Source organism: Halomonas sp. 7T (assembly GCF_025643255.1).
Lineage (GTDB): Bacteria > Pseudomonadota > Gammaproteobacteria > Pseudomonadales > Halomonadaceae > Vreelandella.
This window is the reverse complement of the sequence record NZ_CP087112.1, coordinates 3,593,105-3,617,175: the sequence shown is the minus strand read 5'-3', so window position 1 is coordinate 3,617,175 and position 24,071 is coordinate 3,593,105. Positions and strand designations below refer to the sequence as shown.

The following is a 24,071-nucleotide window of genomic DNA, read 5'->3' as shown; positions in this document are numbered from 1 at the left end:
CACAAACCGGGGGACGAACGCTAACAAGCAGCAAAAATGACCGATTTACAGTGGCTAAAACGTTGAGGCAAGCGACAACTCGCCTAGCAGGTTTGTTTTAACCCTTAGTGACTACTGGTATCTTCTATTAACCTTCATTGTCATGAGAAAAATAATGTCTACGCAGCAAGCACCCACGTTTCGTTTAGTGACCCGCAGCGATTTTGATGGTTTGGTATGCGGCGCACTGCTCAAGCACCTCAACCTTATTGATGACATCACCTTCGTACATCCCAAAGATATGCAGGATGGCAAGATTGATATCAATGCCAACGATATCACTACCAATTTACCCTACGTACCCGACTGCCACTTGGCCTTCGACCACCATTTAAGCGAAACCGTGCGTAATGTGGAGCGGGCAGACAACCACATCATTAACGCCGATGCGCCATCCGCTGCTCGCGTGGTCTGGGAGTATTACGGCGGCCATGATGCCTTCCCCGCGCGCTGGGACGATATGATGGAGGCCGTGGATAAGGGTGACTCGGCCCAGTTCAATAAGGATGAGATTCTCAACCCCCAAGGCTGGGTACTGCTTAACTTCATCATGGATGCACGCACGGGCTTGGGTCGTTTCCGTGATTTTCGTATTTCGAACTATCAGCTAATGATGAAGCTGATTGACTACTGCCGCGAACACACCATCGATGAAATCCTGGCGTTGGATGACGTGCACGAACGGACAACCCTTTACCGTGAGCATGAGCAGTTAGCCAAGGAGCAAATCAAACGCTGTGCGAAGGTGCATGGCAACGTGGTCGTGCTAGATCTACGTAACGAAGAGACCATCTACGCTACCAACCGCTTTGTGATTTATGCCATGTACCCCGAGTGCAATATCTCTATTCACGTTATGTGGGGGCTTAAACAGCAGAATACAGTGCTGGCAATCGGCAAATCGATTCTCAACCGCTCAAGCAACACCAACGTTGGCGAGCTGTGTTTAAGCTACGGCGGCGGCGGCCATCTTAATGCCGGCACCTGCCAAATCGAGAACGATCATGCCGAAAGCACACTTTCTGAGATTATTGAGCGTATTAATGCCGATGGGTAGCGTGCCTTTTAAGGCGAACGGGTTTTAAAGGCTATTTCTTCGACCTCTGTCTTCGCCCCCCCCCCGTCTTCGCCCCCCCCCGTCTTCGCCCTTAATCAATAAATACATTGATTGGGGCGAAGAGCAAACCATGGGTAATAACGCCTAATAACCCATCACGCTGGGTAGCCAGGTGGCCAGCCCTGGCACCGCGATCAACAGCAAAATGGTGGCAATAATCGGCAGTAAGAAAGGCACGATCGCCCTGACGACTTGGCCGTAGCGCAACCGAGTAATGCCCACCATCAGAAATAGCACCGTGCCAAACGGCGGTGTTATTACCCCTACCGAGAGCGTGATCACCATCACGATGCCGAAGTGGACGGGGTCTAACCCGGCACTTAGCGCGGCAGGCACTACAATGGGGGTGAAAATCAGAATGCTTTCAATTACCGACATAAAGCAGCCGATCAGCAGGAAGAACAGCGCAAAGCAGAGCAGTAGTGCAAACATAGGCATATCAATGCTGGCAACCTGTCCTGCCAATGCCTGGGGAATCCCCATACGCACGAGTATCCAACCATAAAAGCTGGAAACGGCAATAATCAGCAGAATCACCGCGCTAAACATCAAGGTGCGGCGGAAAGCGCTGTAAAGATCTCGCCAGTTCAAATCACGGTAGATCAGCCCGCCTAAAATGACCGCGTAGAGCGAGGCAATCGCGCCAGCTTCTGTGGGCGTAAAGAAGCCACCCCAAATACCCCCGACAATAATCGCCGGCATCATTAATGGCAGGATGGCGCGCTTACCGGTGCGCGCGACTTCGCAGGCATCGAAGGGTGTGGGCTTAGGCATGACGACCTTGCCAGTCGCACCCAGCAGCACGGTCATCCCCATCAGCAGCAACGCCATCAAAATCCCCGGCAGTAGCCCCGCCATAAACAGTCCGCCAATGCTCACATTGGCCAGCCAGCCGTAAACTACGAGCGCAATACTGGGCGGTAGAATCGGCCCGATCACGCTGGAGGCCGCCGTCACACCGGTGGAATAATCCAGTGCATAGCCACGCTCTTTCATGGCTTTGATTTCGATGCTACCCAGCCCGGCAGCATCAGCCACCGCAGTGCCGGACATCGTCGCAAAGATAGAACTGGCCACCACGTTAGCGTGACCAAGTCCGCCCTTGGTAAAGCCCACCAGAGCGGTCGCAAAATCAAAAATCCGCGTGGTGGTAGAACCAATGTTCATAATATTGGCGGCCAAAATAAACAGCGGTATCGCCAGCAGCGTAAAGTTATTGAGCGTCTGCACCATTCGAAGCGAAAGCAGTTCAACGGGCAACCCACCATTACCGGTGACCGTGAGTGCAATAAACGAGGTAACGCCGATGGAGACCACCACAGGCAAACCAATGGCCATTAGAACTAATAGGCCGCCGACAAAAATCACGAGTTCGGTCATGACCTGGTTAACTCCTCTTCACTCGGCGCTTCCAGCCAAGCCACGGGGCCCCGCAGGGTTTGCCACACGGCGATTAGCGCCATGACCGCAAAGCTGAAAAACACCCCGTAGTAGAGGTAGCTAAAGCTAATACTCAACGAGACCGTTTTATTGTTGGCACTCATGTCTGACATGATCCATGCACCCCAGGCTGCGAGCACAAAAAAACCGCAGGAAATGAGCGCGGTGAGCCGGTATTGAACATTTTTACCTAGCCCTGAAAGTTTGTGGCTAAACAAATCCACTACCAGATGTTCGCTACGCACCCAGGCCGATATTGACCCAAAGCCAATAGCATAGATGGCCAGCATAGAGGCCACTTCTTCCGTCCAGGGCATGCCTACCCCCAGTAAGTCGCGAGCAATAACGGCGGATACTATTAACAGCAGGATGGCCGCCACTAACGCCACGCCAACCCCGTCACAAAGGCGAGTGACCCCGCGCAGTGCATAGAAAGCGATTCGATCTGCCCCCTTACTGGGTGCAACAGAGTCTTCCACAGCAGGACTCCTTACTTTGAGGTCTTTTTTTAAAAACAACGACGGCCCAATAGGCCGCCGTTGTTCATCCAAAACGCGTGTTACTCGCTCTGGTTGCCCAGCGCATCTTCACGAACACCATCGGCCATTTCGGCCATCACACGGTCAATGGCTGGCAAAGCGGCTTCGCGGAAGGCGTCGATATCCGGCTCGATAATCGTCATACCTTCATCTTGCAGCGCTTCCAGGTAGTACTCATCCAGCTCACGCTCCCGCTCCGTGCCATGCTCGCGGGCGACATGAATAGCTTCCTCGATCAACGCCTGATCGTCCGCTTCAAGGCCTTCCCACCAACGCGAGCTTGCCACCCAGTTCCACGGAAACTGCACATGGCTGGTCATAATAATATGATCCTGCACTTCCCAAAGGCGGCGGGTATAAGGCGAAGAGAGGGAATTTTCGTGGCCATCCACCTGACGGGTTTGCATGGCCAGATAAATTTCCGGCGCGGGCACGTTCACCACTTGGGCGCCAATCTCCTCCCAGACTTCCAGCCATACCGGCAGGGAAGGCAAGCGCAGACGGAAGCCCTGCAAGTCTTCCGGTGTGTTAATCGCCTTGTTCGCCGTCATATGGCGTGGGCCACGGTGCTGGGTGCCGAAGTATTTGAGGCCGCCCTGGCTTTCTGCCTGTTCAATCAGCGCCTGACCAGAGGGGCTTTCCATATAGGCATCGACTTCGTCCCAGGTTGCAAAGACGAAGGGCACGGTAATGGCGTCATACTCCGGCGCATACTGCTGTCGCCAGTTACCGCCGGTGATAGAGAGCTGGGTTTGCCCCAGATTGAGCAGTTCCAAAATCGCGTTCTCGCCGCCCAATGAACCGGCCAGGAAGGGACGAACATCAAAGCGGCCTGGGGCCTGCTCTTCCAGGTATTCGGCAAAGCGCTCTACAGCGGCACTTTCCGAGCCGCCTTCACTCATGGTGTTGTTAACTTGAATTTCGATAGGGTTTGCTAGGACGAAGGGCGCCGCCGTTAGCATTCCAAGGGTAGCCAGCGTGGCAAACAGTTGTTTCTGCATGGGATGACACTCCACAGTTATTATTGGATGTGGCGCTTGTAATTGCTTTAGTAACGCTTGCTTGATATTGAAACAAGCATCCCAAGGGCTCAAATCGACGTTCAAGAAGGCAGGCTTCGTATAATACGATGGCTAGAAACGCCCCTATAACGCGCTATTTTGCCCAACCATTTACTGACATACGACCAAAGATGAATATCTAACGCCGCCGTAGGCTTTCTCAATAGACCATCAGGCTGCCTTCCAATAACAATTCATCTTAGGAGCATTCACCATGCACGAAGCCGCCCCCGTCGCTTTTATAACCGGCGCCACCTCAGGTATAGGCTTAGCCTGCGCCCATCGTTTTGCCCAAGCAGGCTGGGCGCTAGTGCTCACCGGCCGCCGCCAGGAGCGGCTGGACGCCCTTCAAGCCAGCCTTGAAAAGCATGTGCCAGTGCACACTGCCCAGTTAGACGTGAGCGACCCACACGCCGTTGCAAGTGTTATTGCCGCTCTGCCTGAGCGCTTCCAGCACGTGCATACCTTAATCAATAACGCGGGGCTTGCGTTGGGTAAAGGCCCGGCGCAAAACGCCGAGCTTGATGACTGGTACCGCATGATTGATACCAATGTGAAGGGCTTAGTGACAGTGACTCGCCATTTACTTGACCAGTTAATAGCAGCTGGACCTGGATCAACGGTGATTAATTTGGGCTCAATCGCCGCCCATACGCCCTACCCCGGCGGCCATGTTTACGGCGCTACCAAAGCGTTTGTGGAGCAGTTTAGCTACAACCTGCGCTGCGATGTTAGCCCTCAAGGCGTAAGGGTGACCGATTTAGCCCCCGGCATGACGGCCAGCGAATTTACCCTAGTGCGCATGAAAGGCGACAGCAGCGCCGCCGATGACTATTACGAAGGAGCCCAGCCGCTACAGCCCGAAGACATTGCCGAGCAGGCGCTGCATGTGGCCTCACTCCCACCCCACGTTAATATCACTCGCTTAGAGGTTATGCCGCTTTGCCAACAGTGGTCAGCGCCTACGATACTGCGGGACTAACCTGGGGTTGTCCTTCAATGAGATGGTCAACCAAGTGCCGAGCCGTAACAGGCAGTGACGCATAGCGGCGCATACCAATCACCAGCTCGCGCATAGCCCAGGGATCGCTAAGCGGGATGCTTTTGAGCTGTAAATCGCCGAGATCGCGATAAATGGTTTGCTCAGGCAGCACGCCAACACCCATACCGTGGTGAATCATGCGGCAAATGGCGTCAAAGCTGCGCACCTGAATACGCATGCGCAGCGCTTTGCTCGCCAAGTTGGCCTGTTCATTCAACAGTGATTGCAGCGAGGTATCCTGCTGCAGGCCAATAAAATCGAAGGCGAGCGCTTCGCTAAAGGCGATGCTTTCTCGCTCAGCCAAGGGATGATCGAGGGGTGTCATGAGGACTAATCGGTCATGGCGATAGGAGAGCTGCTGAAGGTCCGGTGCCGCCACGTGGCCGGCGAAAATGCCGATATCGGTTAATCCATCACGCACGGCGGCAATGATTTCACTGCTGACCCGTTCTTGCAGATCAATTTTGATTTCAGGGTAAAGACGCGAAAAAGCACTGAGATCCTGAGGTAGAAACGCAATGATGGCCGAGGTATTGGAGTGGATACGCACATGACCGCGCACGCCTTCGCCGTATTCGCTTAACTCGGCGTGGAGCCGCTCGATGTTATCCAGAATACGCCGAGCATGGTGCAAAAAGGCTTGCCCGGCGGGGGTTAATTCTACGCCACGGGGGCGGCGGTAAAGCAGCGTAGTACCGACCAGTGCTTCCAGGTCGCTAATCCGCTTGCTCACTGCGGCGAGTGCCAAGTGTTCACGCTCGGCGGCGGCTGTCAGGCGGCCTTCATCCGCCACAGAAATAAACAGCTTGAGAGTGACAAAATCGAAGCGGCGCATGAAACGGACTCCCTGAAAGCAAGCTCACTATGGTAGCTAATACCTTCGCCACCGACGAACCCTTTGTTACCGATTGCCTAATTGTCGCCCTTGAACCACTCACGCATGCTGATGATTAATGATGATAACGATAAGTAGAGGAAAGCCTGAATGAATGCTTCCGAAGCGCGCCAGCTTCCGTTACAAGGCTTAAAAGTACTTGAGCTCGGCCAACTGATTGCGGGACCCTTCGCCACCAAACTGCTGGGTGAATTTGGTGCCGATGTGATTAAAATCGAACCGCCCGGCACCGGCGACCCACTTCGCAAATGGCGAATGATCGAAGAGGGCACGTCGCTCTGGTGGCATGTGCAAACCCGCAACAAGCGTTCGGTGGCGCTGGATTTGCGCAGCGAAGAGGGCCAAGAGCTGGTACGCAAGCTCGCCGCCGAGGCAGACGTGGTGGTGGAGAACTTTCGCCCCGGCACGCTAGACCATTGGGGGCTGGGTTGGGAGGTGCTCTCCAAACTCAACCCACGGCTGATCATGGTACATATTTCTGGCTACGGGCAAACCGGGCCTTACCGCGACAAACCCGGTTTCGGCGTGATTGGCGAAGCCATGGGCGGGCTGCGTTACCTCACCGGTCAGCCGGGTGAACCCTCCGTGCGCGTGGGAGTCAGCATCGGCGACTCGCTTTCCGCGCTGTATGCCGTTATTGGTACGCTGTTAGCACTTCAGGAGCGCAACCGCAGCGGCCTGGGGCAAGAAATCGACGTAGCACTCTATGAGTCGGTGTTTGCAATGATGGAGAGCCTGCTGCCGGAGTTCGATGCCAGCGGCCAGGTGCGCGAACCCAGCGGCAGCGCCCTGCCCGGTATTACGCCTTCCAACGCTTACCGCTGCCAGGGCGGTGATTACGTGCTGATTGCCGGTAATGGCGATAGCATCTTCAAGCGCTTAATGGGTGTGATTGGCCGTGAAGATCTCGCCAACGACCCGGCGCTGGCCCATAACGATGGGCGCAGCCAGCAAGCCGAGCTGATTGATGCCGCCATCCAGGCATGGACCGAAGAGCGCTCTCGCGATGCTATTTTACAGGTGCTCGATGACGCCCGCGTGCCCGCAGGCTTTCCCTATACCGCTGAAGATATTGCCTTTGATCCTCACTACCTAGCGCGGGAAATGATTCAAACCTATACCCGCCCCAACGGCGAACCGCTCAAAGTACCCGGCGTGCTGCCTAAGCTTAGCGCCACCCCTGGGCGACTCGGAAACGGTGGCCCAAAGCTCGGTCAACATACCGACGACGTATTGGATGAGCTGGGAATCGACCACGAAACCCGCGCCAAACTGCGCCAAGCGGGCATTATTTGAGGAACACATCATGAGCCAGCCAACGCCCTGCCCCAACCAGGTTGAGATCAACGAAGTCGCTCCCCGAGACGGCCTGCAGATTGAAGCGCGCTTTGTGCCTACAGAAGAGAAAATTCGCTGGATTGACGCGCTCTCCACCACTGGCCTACGGCGTATTGAAGCCACATCGTTTACGTCGCCTAAAGCCATCCCCAGCCTGCGCGATGCCGCTGAGGTGGTAAACGGCATTCAGCGCCGAGAAGGCGTCGATATCACCGTGCTGGTACCCAACGTCAAAGGCACCGAGCGGGCGCTGGCCTGCCAAGTGGATGAGATCAATCTGGTGATGTCCGCCAGCAATAGTCACGGGCTGGCCAACCTGCGCATGACGCCGGAGCAGTCCCTTGAGCAATTTGCGGCGATCTTAGACGTCTGCAACCGCTTGGAAGCGACTCAGGGTAGCAGCGTGTTTATCAACGCCTCACTTTCGACGGCCTTTGGCTGCCCGTTTGAAGGCGAAGTGCCCGACGCGCGGGTGATGGAACTGGTTGAGCAACTAATCGGCCTTGGCATCCAGGGCATCACGCTATGCGACACCACCGGCATGGCCAACCCCGCCCAGGTCAAACACCTCTGCGAAGCGGTGCTTGAGCGCTGGCCAGAAACGCCGTTTACGTTGCACTTCCACAACACGCGCGGCATGGGCTTAGCCAACGCGCTGGCGGCGTGGCAGGCGGGCATTACCCGCTTCGACGCCTCGCTAGGTGGGCTAGGCGGCTGCCCCTTCGCCCCCGGTGCTAGCGGCAATGTATGCACCGAGGACTTAGTGCATATGTTTGAGGCCATGGGCGTGGCTACCGGCGTCGATTTGGATGTGCTGCTTGAAGTTGCCACCACCCTCCCCGACCTTATCGGCCACGACGTGCCGGGGCAGGTGGTAAAAGCCGGGAAAGCGACCCGGCGTTATGCGATGCCAGACATTCATGCCTAAATGTTAATGCCCAGCAGGCGCTAACTCGGCCCAACCACATGCTTCACTTCCAGGTAAGCACTTAACCCCCAAGGGCCGAGTTCACGGCCAATACCGCTGCGCTTGAAGCCGCCCCAGCCGGTCTCGGGTAGCACTAATTGCTCGCTGTTGTACCAAATGCTGCCGGCTTTGAGCTTTCGGCAGATGCGTTTTGCCCGCTCTGGGTCGCCGCTAATCACCGTTGCCGCTAGGCCATAGACACTATCGTTGGCGAGTTTAATCGCCTCGGCTTCGCTGGCCACACTGCGCCCACAAAGTACTGGGCCAAAAATCTCCTCTATCCATAAGCCACTCTCTAGCGGCACGTCACGATAAAGCGTGGGCGCGAGGAAGTAGCCCTGGGCGGGCAGCGTGCGGTGTTTGCTGTCGCGCACGACGGTAAGACCTTCCTGTTCGGCAAGGTCTAAATAGCGCTGCACTGCATCGCGCTGCTTGGCACTGGTCAGCGGGCCCAAGTCGGTGCCTTCAGCAAGCGGGTCGCCTAGCGTTAGCGCATCCATCCGCTCGGCAAGGGCAGTATAGAGTGCTTCTGCTACGTCTTCGTGCACCAATAACCGCGAAGTCGCAGAGCAAATTTGCCCAGCATTGAAGTAGATACCGGCCATTACCCAGTCAGCGGCCTGGGCAGGGTCAGCGTCTTCCATGACTAGAATGGGTGACTTGCCGCCTAACTCTAGCGACACACTGGCCGTACGAGCGGCAGCAGCCTGCATTACCGCTTCGCCAACGCGGTTACTGCCCGTGAAGGAGATCTTATCCACGCAGGGGTGATTGGTCAGCGGCGCACCGATGCCCTCACCGTCGCCATTCAGCAGGTTGAGCACGCCAGCGGGCAGGCCGATATCTAGAGCAATCTCGGCTAGCACTAACTCGGGCAACGGCGTCACTTCCGAGGGCTTGAGCACCGCGGTACAACCCGCCGCCAATGCAGGTGCCAGCTTCCAAGCGCTGGTCACCAGCGGAAAATTCCACGGAGCAATCAACCCTACCACGCCGACCGGGTCGTGGTAGCAGCGGGCCTCTACGCCCTCCATTTCCACACTGACGAGCTGGCCTTGGCGATCATCTAGCGCTTTGGCCTGCCCTGCGTAGTAGCGGTAGCAAGCAATCGCATCGTCTAGATCAATGCCCGCTTCAGCGAGCGGCTTACCGTTATTGGTCGCGGAAAGCTTGATCAGCGCATCCCGGCGGGCTTCCAGGCCATCAGCAAACCCATTGAGGTACCCAGCGCGCGCGGCACCGCCCAGCGCTTGCCAAGCGGGCTGCGCCTGCTGGGCAGCTTTTACCGCGGCATCGACATCGGCAGCGTCGCCCGCAGTTACCTGAGCAATGCGCTCTTCGTGATAAGGATTCATTACGTCAAGCAATCGGGTGCCTTTAGTGGCGACCCATTGGTTGTTGATGAACTGTTTATCTAACAGCGAAGCATGTTCTGCACGTGAAGAAGTAGGCACTTTGGTAACTCCTTTAAAGGTTGTGTTGGCGAAGCCAGTCATCAATAAGTTGCTTGAGATGTTGGCCGCTAAAACTAGGGAAGTGTCCGCCGTGCACGGTGCGAACCGGCAGCTCTCTCAGCCGTCGCATACTGGCGGCATAATCGGTGAGATCGCTATGCCAGAGATCTTCAATCAACGGGCCATCGTAGATCAGATCACCCGAAATCAGCGTTTGGGTCGCCGCTTCCCACAGGGCGATACCGCCGGGGGAATGCCCCGGGGTATGAATCACCTCCCACTGGCGATTGCCTAAATCAAGCACCTCACCATCCTCTAATGGGCTCACCATTTGTGGCGCGGTAATGCGGTAACGTTCATGGGAGTATGGCGCTGGGGGCAGCGCTTCGAACATATCGTCGCTGAGAAACTGCTCTGCCAGAGTTCGCGCGTTATCAGGCGATGTAAGAATCTCTGCCTCGGCGGCATGCACATGGCAGCAACCAAATTCATGGGCTGCACCGATATGATCAAAGTGCGTGTGGCTCGCTACCGCCAAAAGATGACGCTCGCTAAGCAGCGCGACGTGTTGGCGTAATGGAACGGCGCCTAAACCAAAGTCCACCACCATGCCGCGCTTGCTGCCCTGAACATGCCAGATATTGCAGCGATAAAACGGCTTAATCCACGGCTCGTCGATCAAGGTAATACCGTCCGCCATGGGGGCGGTACGGTACCACTGGTGTTCGTTAATACGCGTTAAGCTCATGCCGTCGCCTGCTTGGTGATAGCCACTTTACTGACAACGTAATAAAGACCGCCGGTGATCACAAACACGGGCAGCGAGGCCCCAAAGTCCAACGGTGCCACCCAGTTCCAGTAGTAGGCCAACAGTGCCCCCACCGCATAGCTGAGCAACGCCAGCCAGTTAAAGGCAGGAAGGCTATCGGTCTGTTGTATCAACTGAGCCGAGGTGTAGCGCTGGCGGCCCAACAGGAAATAGTCGACGATCATCAGTGAAAAGGCGGGGATAAAGACGCTGCCAATAATAAGTAGAAAATTCTGAAACTGATCGAGAATACCCGGGATCAGTGCACCGATCACGGACACGACGCCAATGATTAGCGCTGGCTTCCAAAACGGTACTTTAGGACGCACGCTCATGAAGGAAAGCGTCGCGCTGTAGACACACATGACATTCGTCGTCAGCACCGAAAAGAAAATCACCAGCGCCGCTGGCAACCCAAACCCGAAACCGCTTAGCAGGGCCGTGGGATCGTAGGTCTGCTCCATGCCTTCGGCGATGGATAGCGCCGAGACCGTTGCGCCCAGCCCCATGGCAATCAAGGTGGCCGTCACATAGCCGCCCCAGGTGCCGACAACGGCTGCCTTCAGCGTACGACAGTGCCGATTGTAATCCGCCGCGAGCGGTATCCAGGAAAAAGCGGTGGCCACAACGATATCGAAGATCACGCCACCACCCAGCACGCCTTCCGGCTCTAATTGCGTAATGCTCGGCAGGTCGTAATGACGATTAAGCGCAAACAGCACCACTGCCGATAACCCCACCATCAACAGCGCCGCGATTTTCTCGACCTTTTCGATGCCCAGGTGCCCGCGAAGCGCAATAAGCACGACTAGCGATTCACACAGCACCGTAAATAGCGCCACGTTGGAGTAGCCTGTCAGGCTTTCAACCGCGTAGTCGAGGCTCATTCCCGCCAAAAGGGCCTGAATCCAGCTCCACGCAATTAGCGCCAACAGGTTCACCCAGGCGGGGAAAAAGGCGCCCTTTTTACCGAAGGTTCCCCGCGCCAACACCATGGTGGTCATACCGGTTTGCTGGCCCATTACGCCAATCAACACCAGCGGGATAATGCCGATCGCCGAGCCTATTGCGATCAGCAGCATGGCATGCTGAAAGGTTAAGTCAGGGACTAAAAACATACCGGTAAGAATCGTGGTAACGACCACATTGGCGCCGAGCCATAGCGCAAAGGTGCCGGGCAGCCCGAGGCTGTGCTCTACGTTATCCGCTGAGAGGGTGTCCTGACCTACGACGTGATTACTTTTCATTGTTATCCCCTGTTGTTATCAGGTTTTTCTGCCAGGCAGCAGCGTCTATCTCGATCAGTAACGGCCCATTTGTTGCACGGTTGGCGAGCGCTTTAGCCAACTCGGCAGGGCTTTCTACCAACATACCGGGGCAGCCAAAGCCTTCGGCCAGGGTGAGAAAATTCGGCGCCTGAATATCCACGCCTATGCGCGCAACGCCGTTGGCATCCATATAGCGGCGAATCTCTTCGTAACCGGCGTTGTGCCAAAGCACGATGACGATTGGCAGCCGCTCTTCTACTGCCGTTGCAAGCTCAGAGAGGGTAAACATCACCCCGCCATCGCCTACCAAGGCGACCACCGGTAGATCAGGGCGACCCAGCTGAGCGCCCAGTGCCGCCGGCAGCCCATAGCCCAAGGTGCCGTAGCCCGTGGAAGCATTGAAGTAGCGCCGTGGCGCGGGTTGGCTGACCAGGTGGTTCCCGGCATACACTGGCGCGGTAGAATCACCCACCAAAATCGCCTCGGGCAGGTGTTCAGCCAGGGTGTTGTAGAGCGGCACGAAGTCACTAAAAGCAGGATCGTTTTGCAGATTTAGCGTGCTCAAGACGTCGGCAGCTCGCTCAACGCCGTTGCGCTGCAACGTGTCTGGAAAGTGAGCCAACAGCTGTTCAAGGCTGCGCCCGGCATCGCCCACCAACCCAAGCGTTGTGCGCTGGTTGCGCACCAGCTGTTCAGGGTCAAGATCGATCCGAATCAACGTGCCATGGAGATGAAAGCCGTCGTCAAACACAACGTCGTAGTCGGTCTCGCCAAGCTCGGTACCCACCGCCAGAATCACATCAGCGCTAGCCGCCAGCTCACGCACTGCGGGCAGAGCGGCATTGGCACCCAAATCCAGCGGGTGGTTGCGTCCTAGTAGCCCTTTGGCGTTGATAGTAGTCACCGTGGGCGCATCCAGTTGCTCTACCAGTGCCCTGGCGGCGTCTGGCGCTGATACGCAGCCGCCGCCCAACAGCACCAGGGGCTGCGTTGCCGCGTGTAGCAAGTGGGCGGCTTCGGCTAGCCCTTCAGGATCAGGGGCCGCGCGGTATAGCGTTGTCACCTGCCCGCTAGTCGGCACGCTAACAGGCGCATTAAACAGGTCGATGGGGATTTCAATATGCACTGGGCCTGGACGTGCACCGTTGAACATGGCAAAGGCGCGCGCCAGCACCTCGGGAAGCGTATTGGCATCCAGCAGCGTGTGGCTAAACCGCGCTACGCCGCTGATCATCTGCTGCTGGCTGGGCAGTTCGTGCAGCCGCCCTTGGCCTAAGCCCAATGTATCGCGGCGGTTCACGCTGGAGATCACCAGCATAGGTATTGAGTCCGCCAGGGCTTGGCCCATGGCGGTGGCGATATTAGTCATTCCCGGCCCGGTGATGATCAGGCACACCCCCGGTTTGCCGCTGGCGCGGGCATAGCCGTCGGCCATAAACCCTGCGCCCTGCTCATGGCGCGGGGTGACGTGCTGCACATCGCTGCCTTCCAGGCCGCGATAAAGCTCTACCGTATGCACCCCAGGAATGCCGAACAGCGCGCGGACGCCGTAGGTATCGCGCAGCAAGCGGATAAGTAGCTCAGCGCAGGTCATCGTCTGGTTACTCTTCATAAATGGCCCCTTAGAAGAAAAACGTATGGGCCATAAAGGCGATGATCGGCAGCGTAATCGCGGTGCGCAGTAAGAACACGACCGCCAGCTCCCAGAACTTGATGGGAATCTTCGACTTGAGCAGCAGCGCACCGATTTCCGACATATACACCAGCTGGGTCATGGAAAGGCAGGCAATCACAAAGCGGGTTAGCTCGCTTTCAATATTGGTCGCCAGCACCGCCGGCAGGAACATATCGGCAAAGCCCACCAGCGTCGCCGGGGCTGCCGCCTGTGCTTCAGGGATACGCAGCAGTTCCAATACCGGCACCATGGGATAAGAGAGCCAGGTAAACAGCGGGGTAAACTCGGCCAAAATCAGCGCCACAGTGCCAATGGCAAATACCAGCGGTAGCAGCGTCAGGAAAATATCAATCACGTTGAGGAGCGCAATACGTGCTAACTGGCGAGGCCCAGGCGCATTGCCTGCACGGCGTGTAGCTTGCAACAGGCTATAGCGAAACAGGCCCACATTTTCAGTACGCTCTTCGCTCAACTGACAGCCAACCGGCTCATAGTAGTCATCGGATTTACGCGACAGCGGTGGAATCCGCGAGACAATGACCGCGGCGATTAACCCAGACACAACAACGGTAAAGTAGAACGGCACGAACAGGTGGTTGAGGTTGACGAAATTGACCACCAATAGGCTGAAAGCAATGGACGCGACAGAGAAGTTGGTCGCAATCACTGAGGCTTCGCGGCCATTGTAGTAGCCCTGCTCATACTGCTGAGCGGTAATCAGAACGCCTACGGTACCCGAGCCCATCCACGAAGCGGTGGCATCGATAGCACTACGCCCGGGTAGATTAAAAATCACCCGAAACGGCTTACGCACCATGGTGCCGATAAACTCCATAAAGCCAAATTCGACCAAAAACGGCAGCAGCACTGCAGCAAAAAAGAAGAACGTCAGCAGCACCGGCGCCAAGTCATTAAGCATGACTCCACCGGTAAAGGAGGCAGTGACGAACTCAGGCCCAAACTGGAAAAAGGTCATGATGACAAAAATCGCGCCTAACACACGCATGGCTACCCAAATGGCCCCCACATCGAACATATCGTGAAAGGGGCCACTTTGTGCCCAGCGAGGTTTGGTGAGTTTGGCATATAGCGTCACCACCACCGAGAGGCAGAGAATGATCACCGCAATGGCGGGCAGCGCTGACCCTAACAGCGTTTGCAAGCCATCGGCCATCATCCCCATGCCAATATTGATAGAGTCCCCGACCTGGAAGGGAACTAAAAACAGCAATACCCCGATGATGGAGGGGATCAAAAATTTTAGTAAATGCGCGGGAGGTATCGGTGCCGTCGGGCTCGGCTGTTCCGATTTAACATTGCTATAGGACATAGGGGTCACCCATTGGAAGTGATTATTGGAGGTGGGCTGGCGGCGTTGTTAGGTCAGCGCTTTTTTTATTGGATAGCTATTTATGGGTTAACTATTCGGTCGGCGTTAATCGCTGCGCTTGACGCCCGGTAGTACACAGAGCATTTCATATAGCAGCGTGGCGCCCATTAGCGCGGTGTTACCGCTGGGGTCGTAAGGTGGTGATACCTCTACCAAGTCGCCACCCACAATGTTCAAGCCAGCGGCACCTCGCACAATTTCCAAGCCTTGAGCAGACGTCAGGCCACCCATTTCAACGGTGCCAGTACCGGGGGCAACAGAAGGGTCTAAGCCGTCAATATCAAAACTGATATACACCGGAATATCGCCCATCTGTTCACGCACTTCTTGCATCAACGGCGCTAGCGAGCGGTACCAGCACTCCTCGGCGGGCACGACGCGAAAGCCTTGATCGCGGCACCAGTCAAAATCTTCAGCGGCGTAGCCGGTACCCCGCAGGCCTATCTGCACCACCTTACCCTGGGCTAACAAGCCCTCCTCCTGGGCACGACGAAACGGCGTGCCGTGGGCAATCGGCTCGCCGAACATGTGCTCGTTCACATCAGCGTGGGCATCAATATGAATCAGCCCCACCGGGCCGTGCTTTTTGGCCATAGCGCGCAGAATCGGCAGCGTCAGCGTGTGCTCACCGCCCAGCGTTAAGGGGATACAGTTGTGCTTCAGCACGTCGTCGTAAAAGGCGGTGATGATGTCGACGCTTTTCGGCAGGTGGAAGGTATTGATGGGTACGTCGCCGATATCAGCCACTTGTAGGCTTTCAAACGGTGCCGCGCGGGTCGCCATGTTGTAGGGACGCAGCATGCGCGACTCATCGCGGATCTGACGCGGCCCAAGCCGCGTACCGGGGCGGTTTGAAGTGCCAATGTCCATGGGGATGCCAATAAATGCCGCGTCTAATCCCTTGGCGGTTTCTTGGGTAGGCAAGCGCATCATAGTGGCGGGGCCTGCGAAGCGTGGCATGGTGTTGCCACCCAGGGGCTGATTAAACTCCGACATAAACATCTCCTTGGATTTGTTGTGACGCTTTAGCGTGGTTGACGCATCTTTACTAAGACTCTGCCTTAGCCATCTCCTTTAAGCAGTGCACAGATCGTGCCAAGTCGTAGATGCCCTAAACAGGTAGGCATACCCGCCAAATGATGCAAAAATGAATCACTTTAGCGCTCATTTAATTCACCTATGCATCAATAATTCATAAATGACTCAATTCAAAACGTCAGCAACAATTGAATCAGGTGATTAGCACTGAATGAGAGAGCTAGAACGAAAGAGCTAGAACGAAAGAGCTAGAATGAGAGCATTGAGAAATACAATGAGTGAAATAGACAAGCGCGTACTGCAAACCATTGTGGCGACCGCCAACGACCACTTCTTTATCGTTAGTGGCGATGGGCAAATAGTCGATATTAGTCCTGGGGCCGAAGCGGTTTACGGCGTTTCGCGGGAAGAGCTGCTCTCCAGCAGTGTTCAGCAACTGCAAACCGCCGGCGTGCTTAAACCATCGATTACTCTGGAAGTGATGCGCACTCGTAAGCCCGCTCAGCTCATGCAAATCACCGGCACGGGTCGTCGCGTTATCGCAGAGGCCTACCCCGTATTCGTTGATGGCAAGCTGGAGCGCATTATCAGCCGCTCGCGGGATTTAACCGACCTGCAGTTATTGCAGGACGAATACGCCCTACTGCAAAAACGCTTTAGCGAACACTTAAAGCGCAGCCAAGCAGCCCCAGATGCCGAAGAGCAGGCGCTCGATGACGCCCTGGACAATTTGCAGGTGCGCAGCAGCGTGATGCGCGAAATTGCGCTGCTGCTTAAGCGCGTTGCCCCTTCAGATGCCAATGTGCTGATGCTGGGTGAATCGGGCGTGGGTAAAACCGCCTTTGCGAAACAGCTACACCGCTGGAGCCAGCGCTGTGACGGCCCTTTTATTGACGTGAACTGTGCGGCGATTCCTGAGAATTTATTTGAGTCTGAGATGTTTGGCTACCAGCCCGGCGCCTTTAGCGGTGCTGCGCGGCAGGGAAAAGCCGGGCTGTTAGAGCAGGCCGAGGGCGGCACGCTGTTTCTGGATGAAATAGGCGAGTTGCCGCTGCTAATGCAAACCAAACTGCTCAAGGTCATTCAGGATGGTAGCTTAACCCGGCTGGGTGACACCCGCTCACGCAAGGTCAATTTTCGCTTGGTGGTGGCCACTAATCAGGATTTGGGCAAACAGGTAGAGAGCGGCCTTTTTCGTTTAGATCTTTACTACCGCCTCAATGTGATCCCAGTCACCCTGCCGCCGCTGCGCGACCGCCGGGAGGATATCCCTGATCTAGTTGAAGCCTGTTTAAACCAGCTTAACCAGCGCTATGGACGACAAAAAATCCTCGACACCCGCGTTTGGTCGACACTGATGGGCAGCGAGTGGCCGGGCAATGTTCGCGAGCTAGAAAACTGGTTGGAGAGAGCCTGGCTTTCCAGTTCTACCGATCAAATCGAGGTGCCCGCCGCGCTTCCCCACACCGAGCAGCACCCCGCCAGTTTACCGAGCGCCTCGCCAGCCAAGCCGATAAAAGCACTCGAACCCAAAGAAACCCTCAAGCACTACCTAGCACGGCTGGAACGGGAAACGCTTGAAGAGCTATGCAGCTCGCTCCCCAGCACCTACGCCATCGCGGAGCGGCTGGGCATCAGCCAATCCAGTGTGGTGCGCAGGCTTCAGCGTTATGGCATTAAAGTCGCCAAGTGATCTTCTGCTTGACACAGCGGCTGTCATAAACCATCCATGTAAGTGTCATGCTAGTGCAACACCTTCAACACAAGCTGAACCAATAACAACCAACAGCCGGTGATGTGTGTGCTATGTCAAACCAATCGGGTATCCGCCTGGAACGCGTTACCAAACGTTGGGACGCGACCACTGCTGTCGATAGTATTTCCTTCGATGTCACGCCTGGGCAATTTGTCATTCTGCTCGGCCCTTCCGGCTGCGGTAAATCGACCACGTTGCGCATGATCGCAGGGTTGGAAGAGGCCAGCGACGGACGTATTCACATTGGTGAGCGCGACGTCACTCGCCTGCCGCCTGGGGATCGAGGGCTGAGCATGGTGTTTCAGTCCTACGCGCTATTTCCGCACCTAAGCGTGGCGGACAATATCGTGTTTGGCCTACGCAGCCGCAAGGTGCCCAAAGCCGAGCAGCGCCAGCGGCTGGCCAAAGTCGCCGAGCTGGTGGATCTCACCGACTACCTACACCGCAAACCTGCCCAACTTTCCGGCGGTCAGCGCCAGCGGGTGGCACTGGCCCGTTCGGTTATCTCCGAACACCCTATTTGCCTGATGGACGAGCCACTCTCCAACCTGGATGCACGGCTGCGCAGCGATATGCGCCGGGAAATCAAAGCGCTGCAAAGCCGCCTGAACATGACCGTGATCTACGTCACCCACGATCAGGTCGAGGCGATGAGTATGGGCGACCGCGTCATTCTGATGCAGCACGGCCGCATCGTGCAGGACGGCACGCCTGACGAGCTGTATAACCGCCCGGCCAGCGCCTTTGCCGCCAGCTTTATTGGTAGCCCAGCCATGAACCTACTGCCGCTGGAAGCAGGCGAGAAGGATGCCGTTATCGTCCGCGAACCGAACACACCGGTGGCCCCATTAGAGGCCGTCGGTGGACAGTTAGGCATCCGCCCGGAGGATATCGCACTAAGCACCTCCTCAACGACTGGCGTACCCGCGAGGGTGGTCAGCGATGAATACCTGGGTGCCGATACCATCGTCCACTTGGCGATCGGTGATCACACCCTGCGGGTTCGTCTCAGTGGCCGCCATAGGCTGGCTGGCCAGCAGTGTCGAATCGGCTGGCCAGCCGAGGCCGCTCATCTATTCGATGAGCACGGCCTACGCCGTGATGACCTCACCGCGTACTCATTATTACCTGCCGCTGCACTGTCAGCGGAAAGCGCTTCGCCCCACCCGCAGCTCCAACCCCAACGTTGAGGTGTTTCCCATGCGTGCCCGTATCCCCTTTGCTCTTTCTGCACTCACCGCTGGCCTGCTAAGCGCCGGTCAAGCTGCCGCCAACGACCCCACTGTACTCACCATGTACTATCCCGTTGCCGTGGGCGGTGCGCTCACCGATGTGGTCGATGGATTGGTTGAAGAGTTTGAGACCGAATACCCGGATATCGATGTAGAAGCCATCTACGCCGGTAACTACGACGACACCCGCGTGCGCGCCATGTCGGCGATGGAAGCGGGTGAAACGCCGCAGCTGTCGGTCATGTTCTCCATCGATCTGTACGAGCTGATTGAGCAGAACGCCATCGTCGCCTTTGATGACCTGGTCGAAACTGATGAAGAGCGCGAATGGCTCGATGGCTTCTACCCAGGGCTGATGGAAAATGGCCAACTGGATGGCAAAACCTACGGCATCCCCTTCCAGCGCTCCACCATCGTACTGTTCTGGAACAAAGACGCCTTTGAAGCCGCTGGCCTAGATCCCGAAACACCTCCAGAAAACTGGCAAGAGATGGCCGAGATGGCCGCTACCGTGCGCGAAGCCTCCAATGGCGAGCAGTGGGGCGTGATGGTGCCATCGACCGGCTACCCCTACTGGATGTTCCAGGCCTTTGCCTTTCAGAACGGCCACCGGCTAATGAGCGAAGATGGCACCGAGGTCTACTTCGACGACCCCGCAGCGGTTGAAGCGCTGGAGTATTGGGTATCGCTAGCCACCGAGCACAATGCCATGCCCGACGGCACCATTGAGTGGGGCACGCTGCGCCAGAACTTCCTAGAAGAGTCCACGGCCATGATGTGGCACACCACGGGCAACCTGACCGCGGTGCGCAGCGAAGCCAATTTTGATTTTGGCGTCGCTATGCTGCCGATGAAAACCCAGCGCGGCAGCCCCACCGGCGGCGGTAACTTCTACATTTTTGAAGATACGACAGAAGAAGAGCAGCGCGCAGCGATGACCTTTATCCGCTGGATGACCGCTCCCGAGCGAGCTGCCGCCTGGTCGATTGAAACCGGCTATATGGGCGTTAGCCCCGCCGCCTACGAAACCGACGCGCTGCAAGGCTATGTGGAAGAGTTCCCACCTGCCGCGGTCGCCCGCGACCAGCTTGAACACGGCACAGCAGAGCTTTCCACTTACCAGGGTGGCCGCATTCGCCGCGCCTTGGATAACGCCGTGCAAGCAGCGCTGACCGGCCAAATGACAGCGCAAGAAGCGCTTAGCCAGGCGCAGCAAGAGGCCGATAGCGTGTTACGCCGCTACGCCCGCTAATCGTTAGCCATTTTACTGTTCGCCGGGGCATGCCCCGGCTTTTCCAACGTGCGGTACTTCACTATGTCATTCACCAACCACCGCAAAATGCAGCTCTATGGCGCGCTTCTGCTACTGCCCGCTGCAGTACTGCTGACGACTTTTGCTTATTTACCGACCGTGACGACGGTCATTAACAGTCTGTTTTTACCCGGCTTTCGCGGTGCACCCACTGAATTCGTAGGCCTTGAAAATTATCAGGTGTTGTTCGATGACCCGACGTTTTGGAAAGTAGCGCGTAACAACTTAATCTACGCCGTCGGTACGATTCCTACGTCTATCGCGCTGGCTTTGGGTATGGCGCTATTCGTCAATGGCAAGCTTCGCGGTCGGGGCTTTGTGCGCATGGCCTACTTTACGCCGACGATTCTACCCATGATCGCTGCCGCCAATATCTGGATGTTTTTCTATGCGCCGCAAATTGGCCTATTCAATAAACTGCTCGGTATGCTGGGCTTTTCTGGGGTGAACTGGCTTGGCGATCCAAACCTTGCATTAAGTTCGGTGATCGTGATGTCGGTGTGGAAGGAGGCCGGCTTTTTTATGATCTTCTACTTGGCGGCGCTACAGAGTATGCCACCCGAGTTAAAAGAGGCGGCTGATTTAGAAGGCACTAGCCGCTGGAGCTTCTTTTGGCGCGTCACCTTTCCACTACTCATGCCCACCACGCTGTTTGTGCTCATCAATGCGCTGATTAACTCGGTACGGGTCGTGGATCACCTATTTATCTTGACCAAGGGTGGGCCCAACAACGCCACCAACCTGCTGCTCTACTACGTCTACGAGAATGCCTTCTCGTTCTTTGACCGCACCACGGCAGCCACCATTACGGTGGTGATTCTGCTAGTGCTCGCGGTAGTGGCCACGCTTAAGTTCACGATTTTAGATCGCAGGACGCACTATCAATGAATACGACCACTTCCTATGCGCCCCGCTCCCGCTTCTTCTCAATTCCCGCGCTGGAAACCGTGGCCGCGTGGCTACTGGCGATTATTTGGATTTTTCCGCTGCTGTACGCCTTTTGGGCCGCCTTCCACCCCAGCGAGTTTATGGTGAACTTTGCGCTCTTTGCCCCGCTGACGCTGGAGAACTTCACTAACGCCTGGTCTCAAGCGCCCTTTACCCGCTACTACCTGAACACCTTTGCGCTGGTAACAGGGGTGGTGATTGGCCAGTTTGTGATCTGTACCCTGGCAGCGTTTGCCTTTGCGCGCTTTCCAATTCCCGGCAAAAACGTTCTGTTTATGCTGGTGCTGATTCAGCTCTTTGTGTTCCCAGAAGTGCTGATTGTCGAGAACTACCGCATCGCTAGTGAGCTGGGGCTGATCAACACCATCACCGGGATTGGCTTACCTTATGTGGCTAGCGCCCTGGGTATTTTTCTGCTCCGCCAAACGTTTAAAACCATTCCAAGGGAGCTGGAAGACGCCGCGCGTATCGAAGGCTGCAACTGGCTGGAAATTTTGTGGAAGGTGTACGTACCGCTAGCCAAGCCTACCTATCTTGCTTACGGGCTGGCCTCGATTAGCCACCACTGGAATAACTTTATCTGGCCATTAGTGGTGACCAACTCGGTAGAGAGCCGCCCGCTAACGGTAGGGTTAGGGGTATTTTCCGCGCCCGAAACCGGCGTTAACTGGGCGACCGTTAGCGCTGCGACGCTGTTAAGCATCGCCCCGCTGCTAATTGCCTTTTTGCTCTTCCAACGCCAGTTCGTGCAGTCGTTTTTAAGAGCGGGGATTCGCTAGGCAAACTCCCTTGAATTTTCGTGCGACAATTCTCCCTCAAGCACGAGACAAGGAGAGCATTGATGCACGGCGCCCCCCATCCAGCAGCCCTCAAGGTACTGCAGGAAGTATTTGGCTACGATAGCTTTCGCGGCCCCCAGCAGGCGATCATCGAGCATGTAATGGCTGGGGGCGATGCGCTGGTACTGATGCCCACCGGCGGTGGCAAGTCGCTGTGCTATCAGATCCCGGCACTCTTGCGCGAAGGCACCGCGATTGTGGTATCGCCGCTGATCGCGCTGATGCAGGATCAGGTGGCGGCACTTCAGCAAAACGGGGTTAGGGCGGCCTACCTTAACTCCAGTCTTGATTACCATGAGGCGGTCGAAGTGGAAAACCGCCTGCGAGCGGGCGAGCTGGATCTTTTATATGTGGCGCCGGAACGGCTGGCCACGGCGCGTATGCAGGTGTTGCTGGAGCAGACCAAGATTGCGCTGTTCGCCATTGATGAAGCCCACTGTGTTTCCCAGTGGGGCCACGATTTTCGCCCCGAGTATCGCCAGCTCTCCCATCTGCATCAGCGCTTTCCCCAGGTGCCGCGCATTGCCCTAACCGCCACCGCCGATGTGCCCACCCGAGGCGATATCATGGAGCATCTGCAGCTCCAGGAGGCGGCGCTTTACAACAGCGGCTTTGACCGGCCCAACATCCGCTACCATATCGCCGAAAATCAGGGTAACGCCAAGGAACAGCTGCTGCGCTTTATCCGCGAGCACCACGACGGCGAGGCGGGTATCGTCTACTGCCTTTCCCGGCGCAAGGTGGAGGAGACCGCCGCCTGGCTGGAACGTCAGGGGCTAACCGCGCTGCCCTACCACGCCGGGCTGCCCCCCGAGCAGCGCCAGCACCACCAGACCCGTTTTCTGCGTGAAGATGGTGTGGTCGTGGTGGCCACCATCGCCTTTGGCATGGGCATCGACAAACCGGACGTGCGCTTTGTCGCCCACCTTAACCTGCCCAAGAGCATTGAAGCCTACTACCAGGAAACCGGCCGCGCCGGGCGCGATGGACTGCCCGCCGATGCCTGGATGGCCTACGGGCTTCAGGACGTGATCACGCTGCGTCAGATGCAGCAGGACTCCAGCGCTGCCGACCAGCAAAAGCGCATTGAGCAGCAGAAACTCGACGCCATGCTGGGGCTTTGCGAAATCATCAGCTGCCGCCGCCAGGCGCTGCTTCATTACTTTGGCGATCATCTGAATTCGCCCTGCGGCAATTGCGATAACTGCCTGACCCCGCCCGAGACCTGGGAGGCCACCGTGGCGGCGCAGAAGGCGCTGTCGTGCGTCTACCGCACCGAGCAGCGCTTCGGCGTGACCTATCTGGTGGATGTACTACTAGGTAAACATAACGAGCGGATCACCCGTTTTGGCCACGACCGCCTCAGCACCTTCGGTATTGGCAAAGAACTCTCGGCTAACGAGTGGAAAGCGCTCTTTCGCCAACTGATTGCCAGCGGCTATTTAAGTGTGGACATGGAGGGCCACGGCGGCATTAAGCTCACGGCCAACGCCAAGCCGGTGCTGCGCGGCGAACACTCGCTTACCCTGCGCAAACCAAGCAAGGCCAAGGCCACCCGGCGGGGCAGCAAAGGGGCCTCGGCCACGCTGCCCCATGGCGAGCTTTGGGAAGCCCTGCGCCAGCACCGTCGGAAACTGGCCGAGGCCCAGGGCGTGCCCGCCTATGTAATTTTCCACGACGCCACCCTGGCTGAACTGGTCGAACAGAACCCCCAAAACATGGAGGCACTGGGCGCGATTTCGGGCATTGGCACACGTAAACTTGCGGATTACGGTGAAGGCTTTCTGGCCGTTATTCTGGCGCACCAGAAAACCGAATGAAGCAGCTAAACCAGCAAGACCACGGGCGGTAGCGCCGTGTAGCACGCTGATTTGCTGCGTCCTTCAGTACTGCCGAAAACAAGGCAAGGGCGT

The 24,071-nt window shown here is 56.7% G+C and carries 20 protein-coding genes; 10 read left to right on the top strand and 10 right to left on the bottom strand.

The features are described from left to right. Positions 1–154: 154 nt before the first annotated feature. On the top strand, positions 155–1,096 hold the full coding sequence (locus LOS15_RS16865; protein ID WP_263067252.1) for an exopolyphosphatase: 942 nt from the start codon (positions 155–157) through the stop codon (positions 1,094–1,096). Positions 1,097–1,240: 144 nt separating this feature from the next. On the opposite strand, the gene LOS15_RS16860 is transcribed toward LOS15_RS16865, so the two are convergent. The 3 genes from LOS15_RS16860 to LOS15_RS16850 all read right to left on the bottom strand — a co-directional run bounded on the left by LOS15_RS16860 (position 1,241) and on the right by LOS15_RS16850 (position 4,136). Continuing rightward, positions 1,241–2,536, bottom strand: a complete 1,296-nt coding sequence (locus LOS15_RS16860) for a TRAP transporter large permease (RefSeq protein ID WP_263067250.1) — start codon at positions 2,534–2,536, stop codon at positions 1,241–1,243. Next, the gene (locus LOS15_RS16855; RefSeq protein WP_263067248.1) at positions 2,533–3,075 is read right to left on the bottom strand and encodes a TRAP transporter small permease; all 543 of its coding nucleotides are present in this window, start codon (positions 3,073–3,075) and stop codon (positions 2,533–2,535) included. Before LOS15_RS16855 ends, LOS15_RS16860 begins: the two co-directional genes overlap by 4 nt. 80 nt (positions 3,076–3,155) lie before the next feature. Next, a complete protein-coding gene (locus tag LOS15_RS16850) occupies positions 3,156–4,136 on the bottom strand; it encodes a TRAP transporter substrate-binding protein (RefSeq protein ID WP_263067246.1) in 981 nt (326 codons plus the stop codon). 274 nt (positions 4,137–4,410) lie between these two features. On the opposite strand from LOS15_RS16850, the gene LOS15_RS16845 reads away from it, so the two are divergent. After that, entirely contained in the window at positions 4,411–5,178 is a 768-nt protein-coding gene (locus LOS15_RS16845; RefSeq protein WP_263067244.1) for an SDR family NAD(P)-dependent oxidoreductase, read from the top strand. Here LOS15_RS16845 and LOS15_RS16840 read toward each other — a convergent pair. Beyond that, positions 5,159–6,073: a LysR family transcriptional regulator gene (locus LOS15_RS16840; RefSeq protein WP_263067243.1), complete on the bottom strand. Its 915-nt coding sequence runs from the start codon at positions 6,071–6,073 to the stop codon at positions 5,159–5,161. The two genes, LOS15_RS16845 and LOS15_RS16840, sit on opposite strands and share 20 nt — an antisense overlap. A gap of 150 nt (positions 6,074–6,223) precedes the next feature. On the opposite strand from LOS15_RS16840, the gene LOS15_RS16835 reads away from it, so the two are divergent. Beyond that, positions 6,224–7,429, top strand: coding sequence for a CaiB/BaiF CoA transferase family protein (locus LOS15_RS16835; protein WP_263067241.1), 1,206 nt, complete (start codon positions 6,224–6,226; stop codon positions 7,427–7,429). Positions 7,430–7,439: 10 nt separating this feature from the next. Further along, on the top strand, positions 7,440–8,399 hold the full coding sequence (locus LOS15_RS16830) for a hydroxymethylglutaryl-CoA lyase (RefSeq protein ID WP_263067240.1): 960 nt from the start codon (positions 7,440–7,442) through the stop codon (positions 8,397–8,399). 20 nt (positions 8,400–8,419) lie between these two features. Here the strand turns inward: LOS15_RS16830 and LOS15_RS16825 are convergent, their stop codons facing one another. From LOS15_RS16825 to speB, 6 genes are all read right to left on the bottom strand, one after another. Then, positions 8,420–9,892, bottom strand: coding sequence for an aldehyde dehydrogenase family protein (locus LOS15_RS16825; protein ID WP_263067239.1), 1,473 nt, complete (start codon positions 9,890–9,892; stop codon positions 8,420–8,422). Between the two features lie 13 nt (positions 9,893–9,905). Next, positions 9,906–10,640 carry an MBL fold metallo-hydrolase gene (locus tag LOS15_RS16820; RefSeq protein WP_263067237.1) on the bottom strand — a complete coding sequence of 245 codons (735 nt, stop codon included), beginning with the start codon at positions 10,638–10,640 and terminating at the stop codon, positions 9,906–9,908. Continuing rightward, a complete protein-coding gene (locus tag LOS15_RS16815) occupies positions 10,637–11,947 on the bottom strand; it encodes a purine-cytosine permease family protein (RefSeq protein ID WP_263067235.1) in 1,311 nt (436 codons plus the stop codon). The genes LOS15_RS16820 and LOS15_RS16815 overlap by 4 nt, the downstream gene beginning before the upstream one ends. Beyond that, positions 11,937–13,580 carry a 5-guanidino-2-oxopentanoate decarboxylase gene (locus LOS15_RS16810; RefSeq protein WP_263067233.1) on the bottom strand — a complete coding sequence of 548 codons (1,644 nt, stop codon included), beginning with the start codon at positions 13,578–13,580 and terminating at the stop codon, positions 11,937–11,939. The genes LOS15_RS16815 and LOS15_RS16810 overlap by 11 nt, the downstream gene beginning before the upstream one ends. A 10-nt stretch (positions 13,581–13,590) precedes the next feature. Next, on the bottom strand, positions 13,591–14,973 hold the full coding sequence (locus LOS15_RS16805) for a YjiH family protein (protein WP_263067231.1): 1,383 nt from the start codon (positions 14,971–14,973) through the stop codon (positions 13,591–13,593). A 105-nt stretch (positions 14,974–15,078) separates the two neighbouring features. After that, positions 15,079–16,029, bottom strand: a complete 951-nt coding sequence (gene speB / locus LOS15_RS16800; RefSeq protein ID WP_263067230.1) for an agmatinase — start codon at positions 16,027–16,029, stop codon at positions 15,079–15,081. Between the two features lie 316 nt (positions 16,030–16,345). Between speB and LOS15_RS16795 the strand changes: the two genes are divergently transcribed. From LOS15_RS16795 to recQ, 6 genes are all read left to right on the top strand, one after another. Then, positions 16,346–17,764, top strand: coding sequence for a sigma-54 interaction domain-containing protein (locus LOS15_RS16795; protein WP_263067229.1), 1,419 nt, complete (start codon positions 16,346–16,348; stop codon positions 17,762–17,764). A gap of 113 nt (positions 17,765–17,877) precedes the next feature. Beyond that, complete coding sequence (locus LOS15_RS16790; RefSeq protein ID WP_263067228.1) at positions 17,878–19,017, top strand: ABC transporter ATP-binding protein; 1,140 nt, start codon at positions 17,878–17,880, stop codon at positions 19,015–19,017. 10 nt (positions 19,018–19,027) lie between these two features. Then, positions 19,028–20,311: an ABC transporter substrate-binding protein gene (locus tag LOS15_RS16785; RefSeq protein WP_263067227.1), complete on the top strand. Its 1,284-nt coding sequence runs from the start codon at positions 19,028–19,030 to the stop codon at positions 20,309–20,311. A gap of 63 nt (positions 20,312–20,374) precedes the next feature. Further along, positions 20,375–21,259: a carbohydrate ABC transporter permease gene (locus LOS15_RS16780; RefSeq protein ID WP_038478503.1), complete on the top strand. Its 885-nt coding sequence runs from the start codon at positions 20,375–20,377 to the stop codon at positions 21,257–21,259. After that, positions 21,256–22,098 carry a carbohydrate ABC transporter permease gene (locus LOS15_RS16775; protein ID WP_263067224.1) on the top strand — a complete coding sequence of 281 codons (843 nt, stop codon included), beginning with the start codon at positions 21,256–21,258 and terminating at the stop codon, positions 22,096–22,098. The genes LOS15_RS16780 and LOS15_RS16775 overlap by 4 nt, the downstream gene beginning before the upstream one ends. A 62-nt stretch (positions 22,099–22,160) precedes the next feature. Next, entirely contained in the window at positions 22,161–23,978 is a 1,818-nt protein-coding gene (gene recQ, locus LOS15_RS16770) for a DNA helicase RecQ (protein WP_263067223.1), read from the top strand. The last annotated feature ends 93 nt before the right edge of the window (positions 23,979–24,071 follow it).

Excerpts from the sequence above, each read along its gene's own strand:
- LOS15_RS16810 (WP_263067233.1), bottom strand. The coding sequence starts at position 13,580 with ATGAAGAGTAACCAGACGATGACCTGCGCTGAGCTACTTATCCGCTTG.
- LOS15_RS16860 (WP_263067250.1), bottom strand. The coding sequence starts at position 2,536 with ATGACCGAACTCGTGATTTTTGTCGGCGGCCTATTAGTTCTAATGGCC.
- LOS15_RS16805 (WP_263067231.1), bottom strand. The coding sequence starts at position 14,973 with ATGTCCTATAGCAATGTTAAATCGGAACAGCCGAGCCCGACGGCACCG.
- LOS15_RS16780 (WP_038478503.1), top strand. The coding sequence starts at position 20,375 with ATGTCATTCACCAACCACCGCAAAATGCAGCTCTATGGCGCGCTTCTG.
- LOS15_RS16830 (WP_263067240.1), top strand. The coding sequence starts at position 7,440 with ATGAGCCAGCCAACGCCCTGCCCCAACCAGGTTGAGATCAACGAAGTC.
- LOS15_RS16790 (WP_263067228.1), top strand. The coding sequence starts at position 17,878 with ATGTCAAACCAATCGGGTATCCGCCTGGAACGCGTTACCAAACGTTGG.
- LOS15_RS16775 (WP_263067224.1), top strand. The coding sequence starts at position 21,256 with ATGAATACGACCACTTCCTATGCGCCCCGCTCCCGCTTCTTCTCAATT.
- LOS15_RS16840 (WP_263067243.1), bottom strand. The coding sequence starts at position 6,073 with ATGCGCCGCTTCGATTTTGTCACTCTCAAGCTGTTTATTTCTGTGGCG.
- speB (WP_263067230.1), bottom strand. The coding sequence starts at position 16,029 with ATGTCGGAGTTTAATCAGCCCCTGGGTGGCAACACCATGCCACGCTTC.
- LOS15_RS16865 (WP_263067252.1), top strand. The coding sequence starts at position 155 with ATGTCTACGCAGCAAGCACCCACGTTTCGTTTAGTGACCCGCAGCGAT.
- LOS15_RS16850 (WP_263067246.1), bottom strand. The coding sequence starts at position 4,136 with ATGCAGAAACAACTGTTTGCCACGCTGGCTACCCTTGGAATGCTAACG.
- LOS15_RS16785 (WP_263067227.1), top strand. The coding sequence starts at position 19,028 with ATGCGTGCCCGTATCCCCTTTGCTCTTTCTGCACTCACCGCTGGCCTG.
- LOS15_RS16845 (WP_263067244.1), top strand. The coding sequence starts at position 4,411 with ATGCACGAAGCCGCCCCCGTCGCTTTTATAACCGGCGCCACCTCAGGT.
- LOS15_RS16795 (WP_263067229.1), top strand. The coding sequence starts at position 16,346 with ATGAGTGAAATAGACAAGCGCGTACTGCAAACCATTGTGGCGACCGCC.
- LOS15_RS16820 (WP_263067237.1), bottom strand. The coding sequence starts at position 10,640 with ATGAGCTTAACGCGTATTAACGAACACCAGTGGTACCGTACCGCCCCC.
- LOS15_RS16815 (WP_263067235.1), bottom strand. The coding sequence starts at position 11,947 with ATGAAAAGTAATCACGTCGTAGGTCAGGACACCCTCTCAGCGGATAAC.
- LOS15_RS16835 (WP_263067241.1), top strand. The coding sequence starts at position 6,224 with ATGAATGCTTCCGAAGCGCGCCAGCTTCCGTTACAAGGCTTAAAAGTA.
- recQ (WP_263067223.1), top strand. The coding sequence starts at position 22,161 with ATGCACGGCGCCCCCCATCCAGCAGCCCTCAAGGTACTGCAGGAAGTA.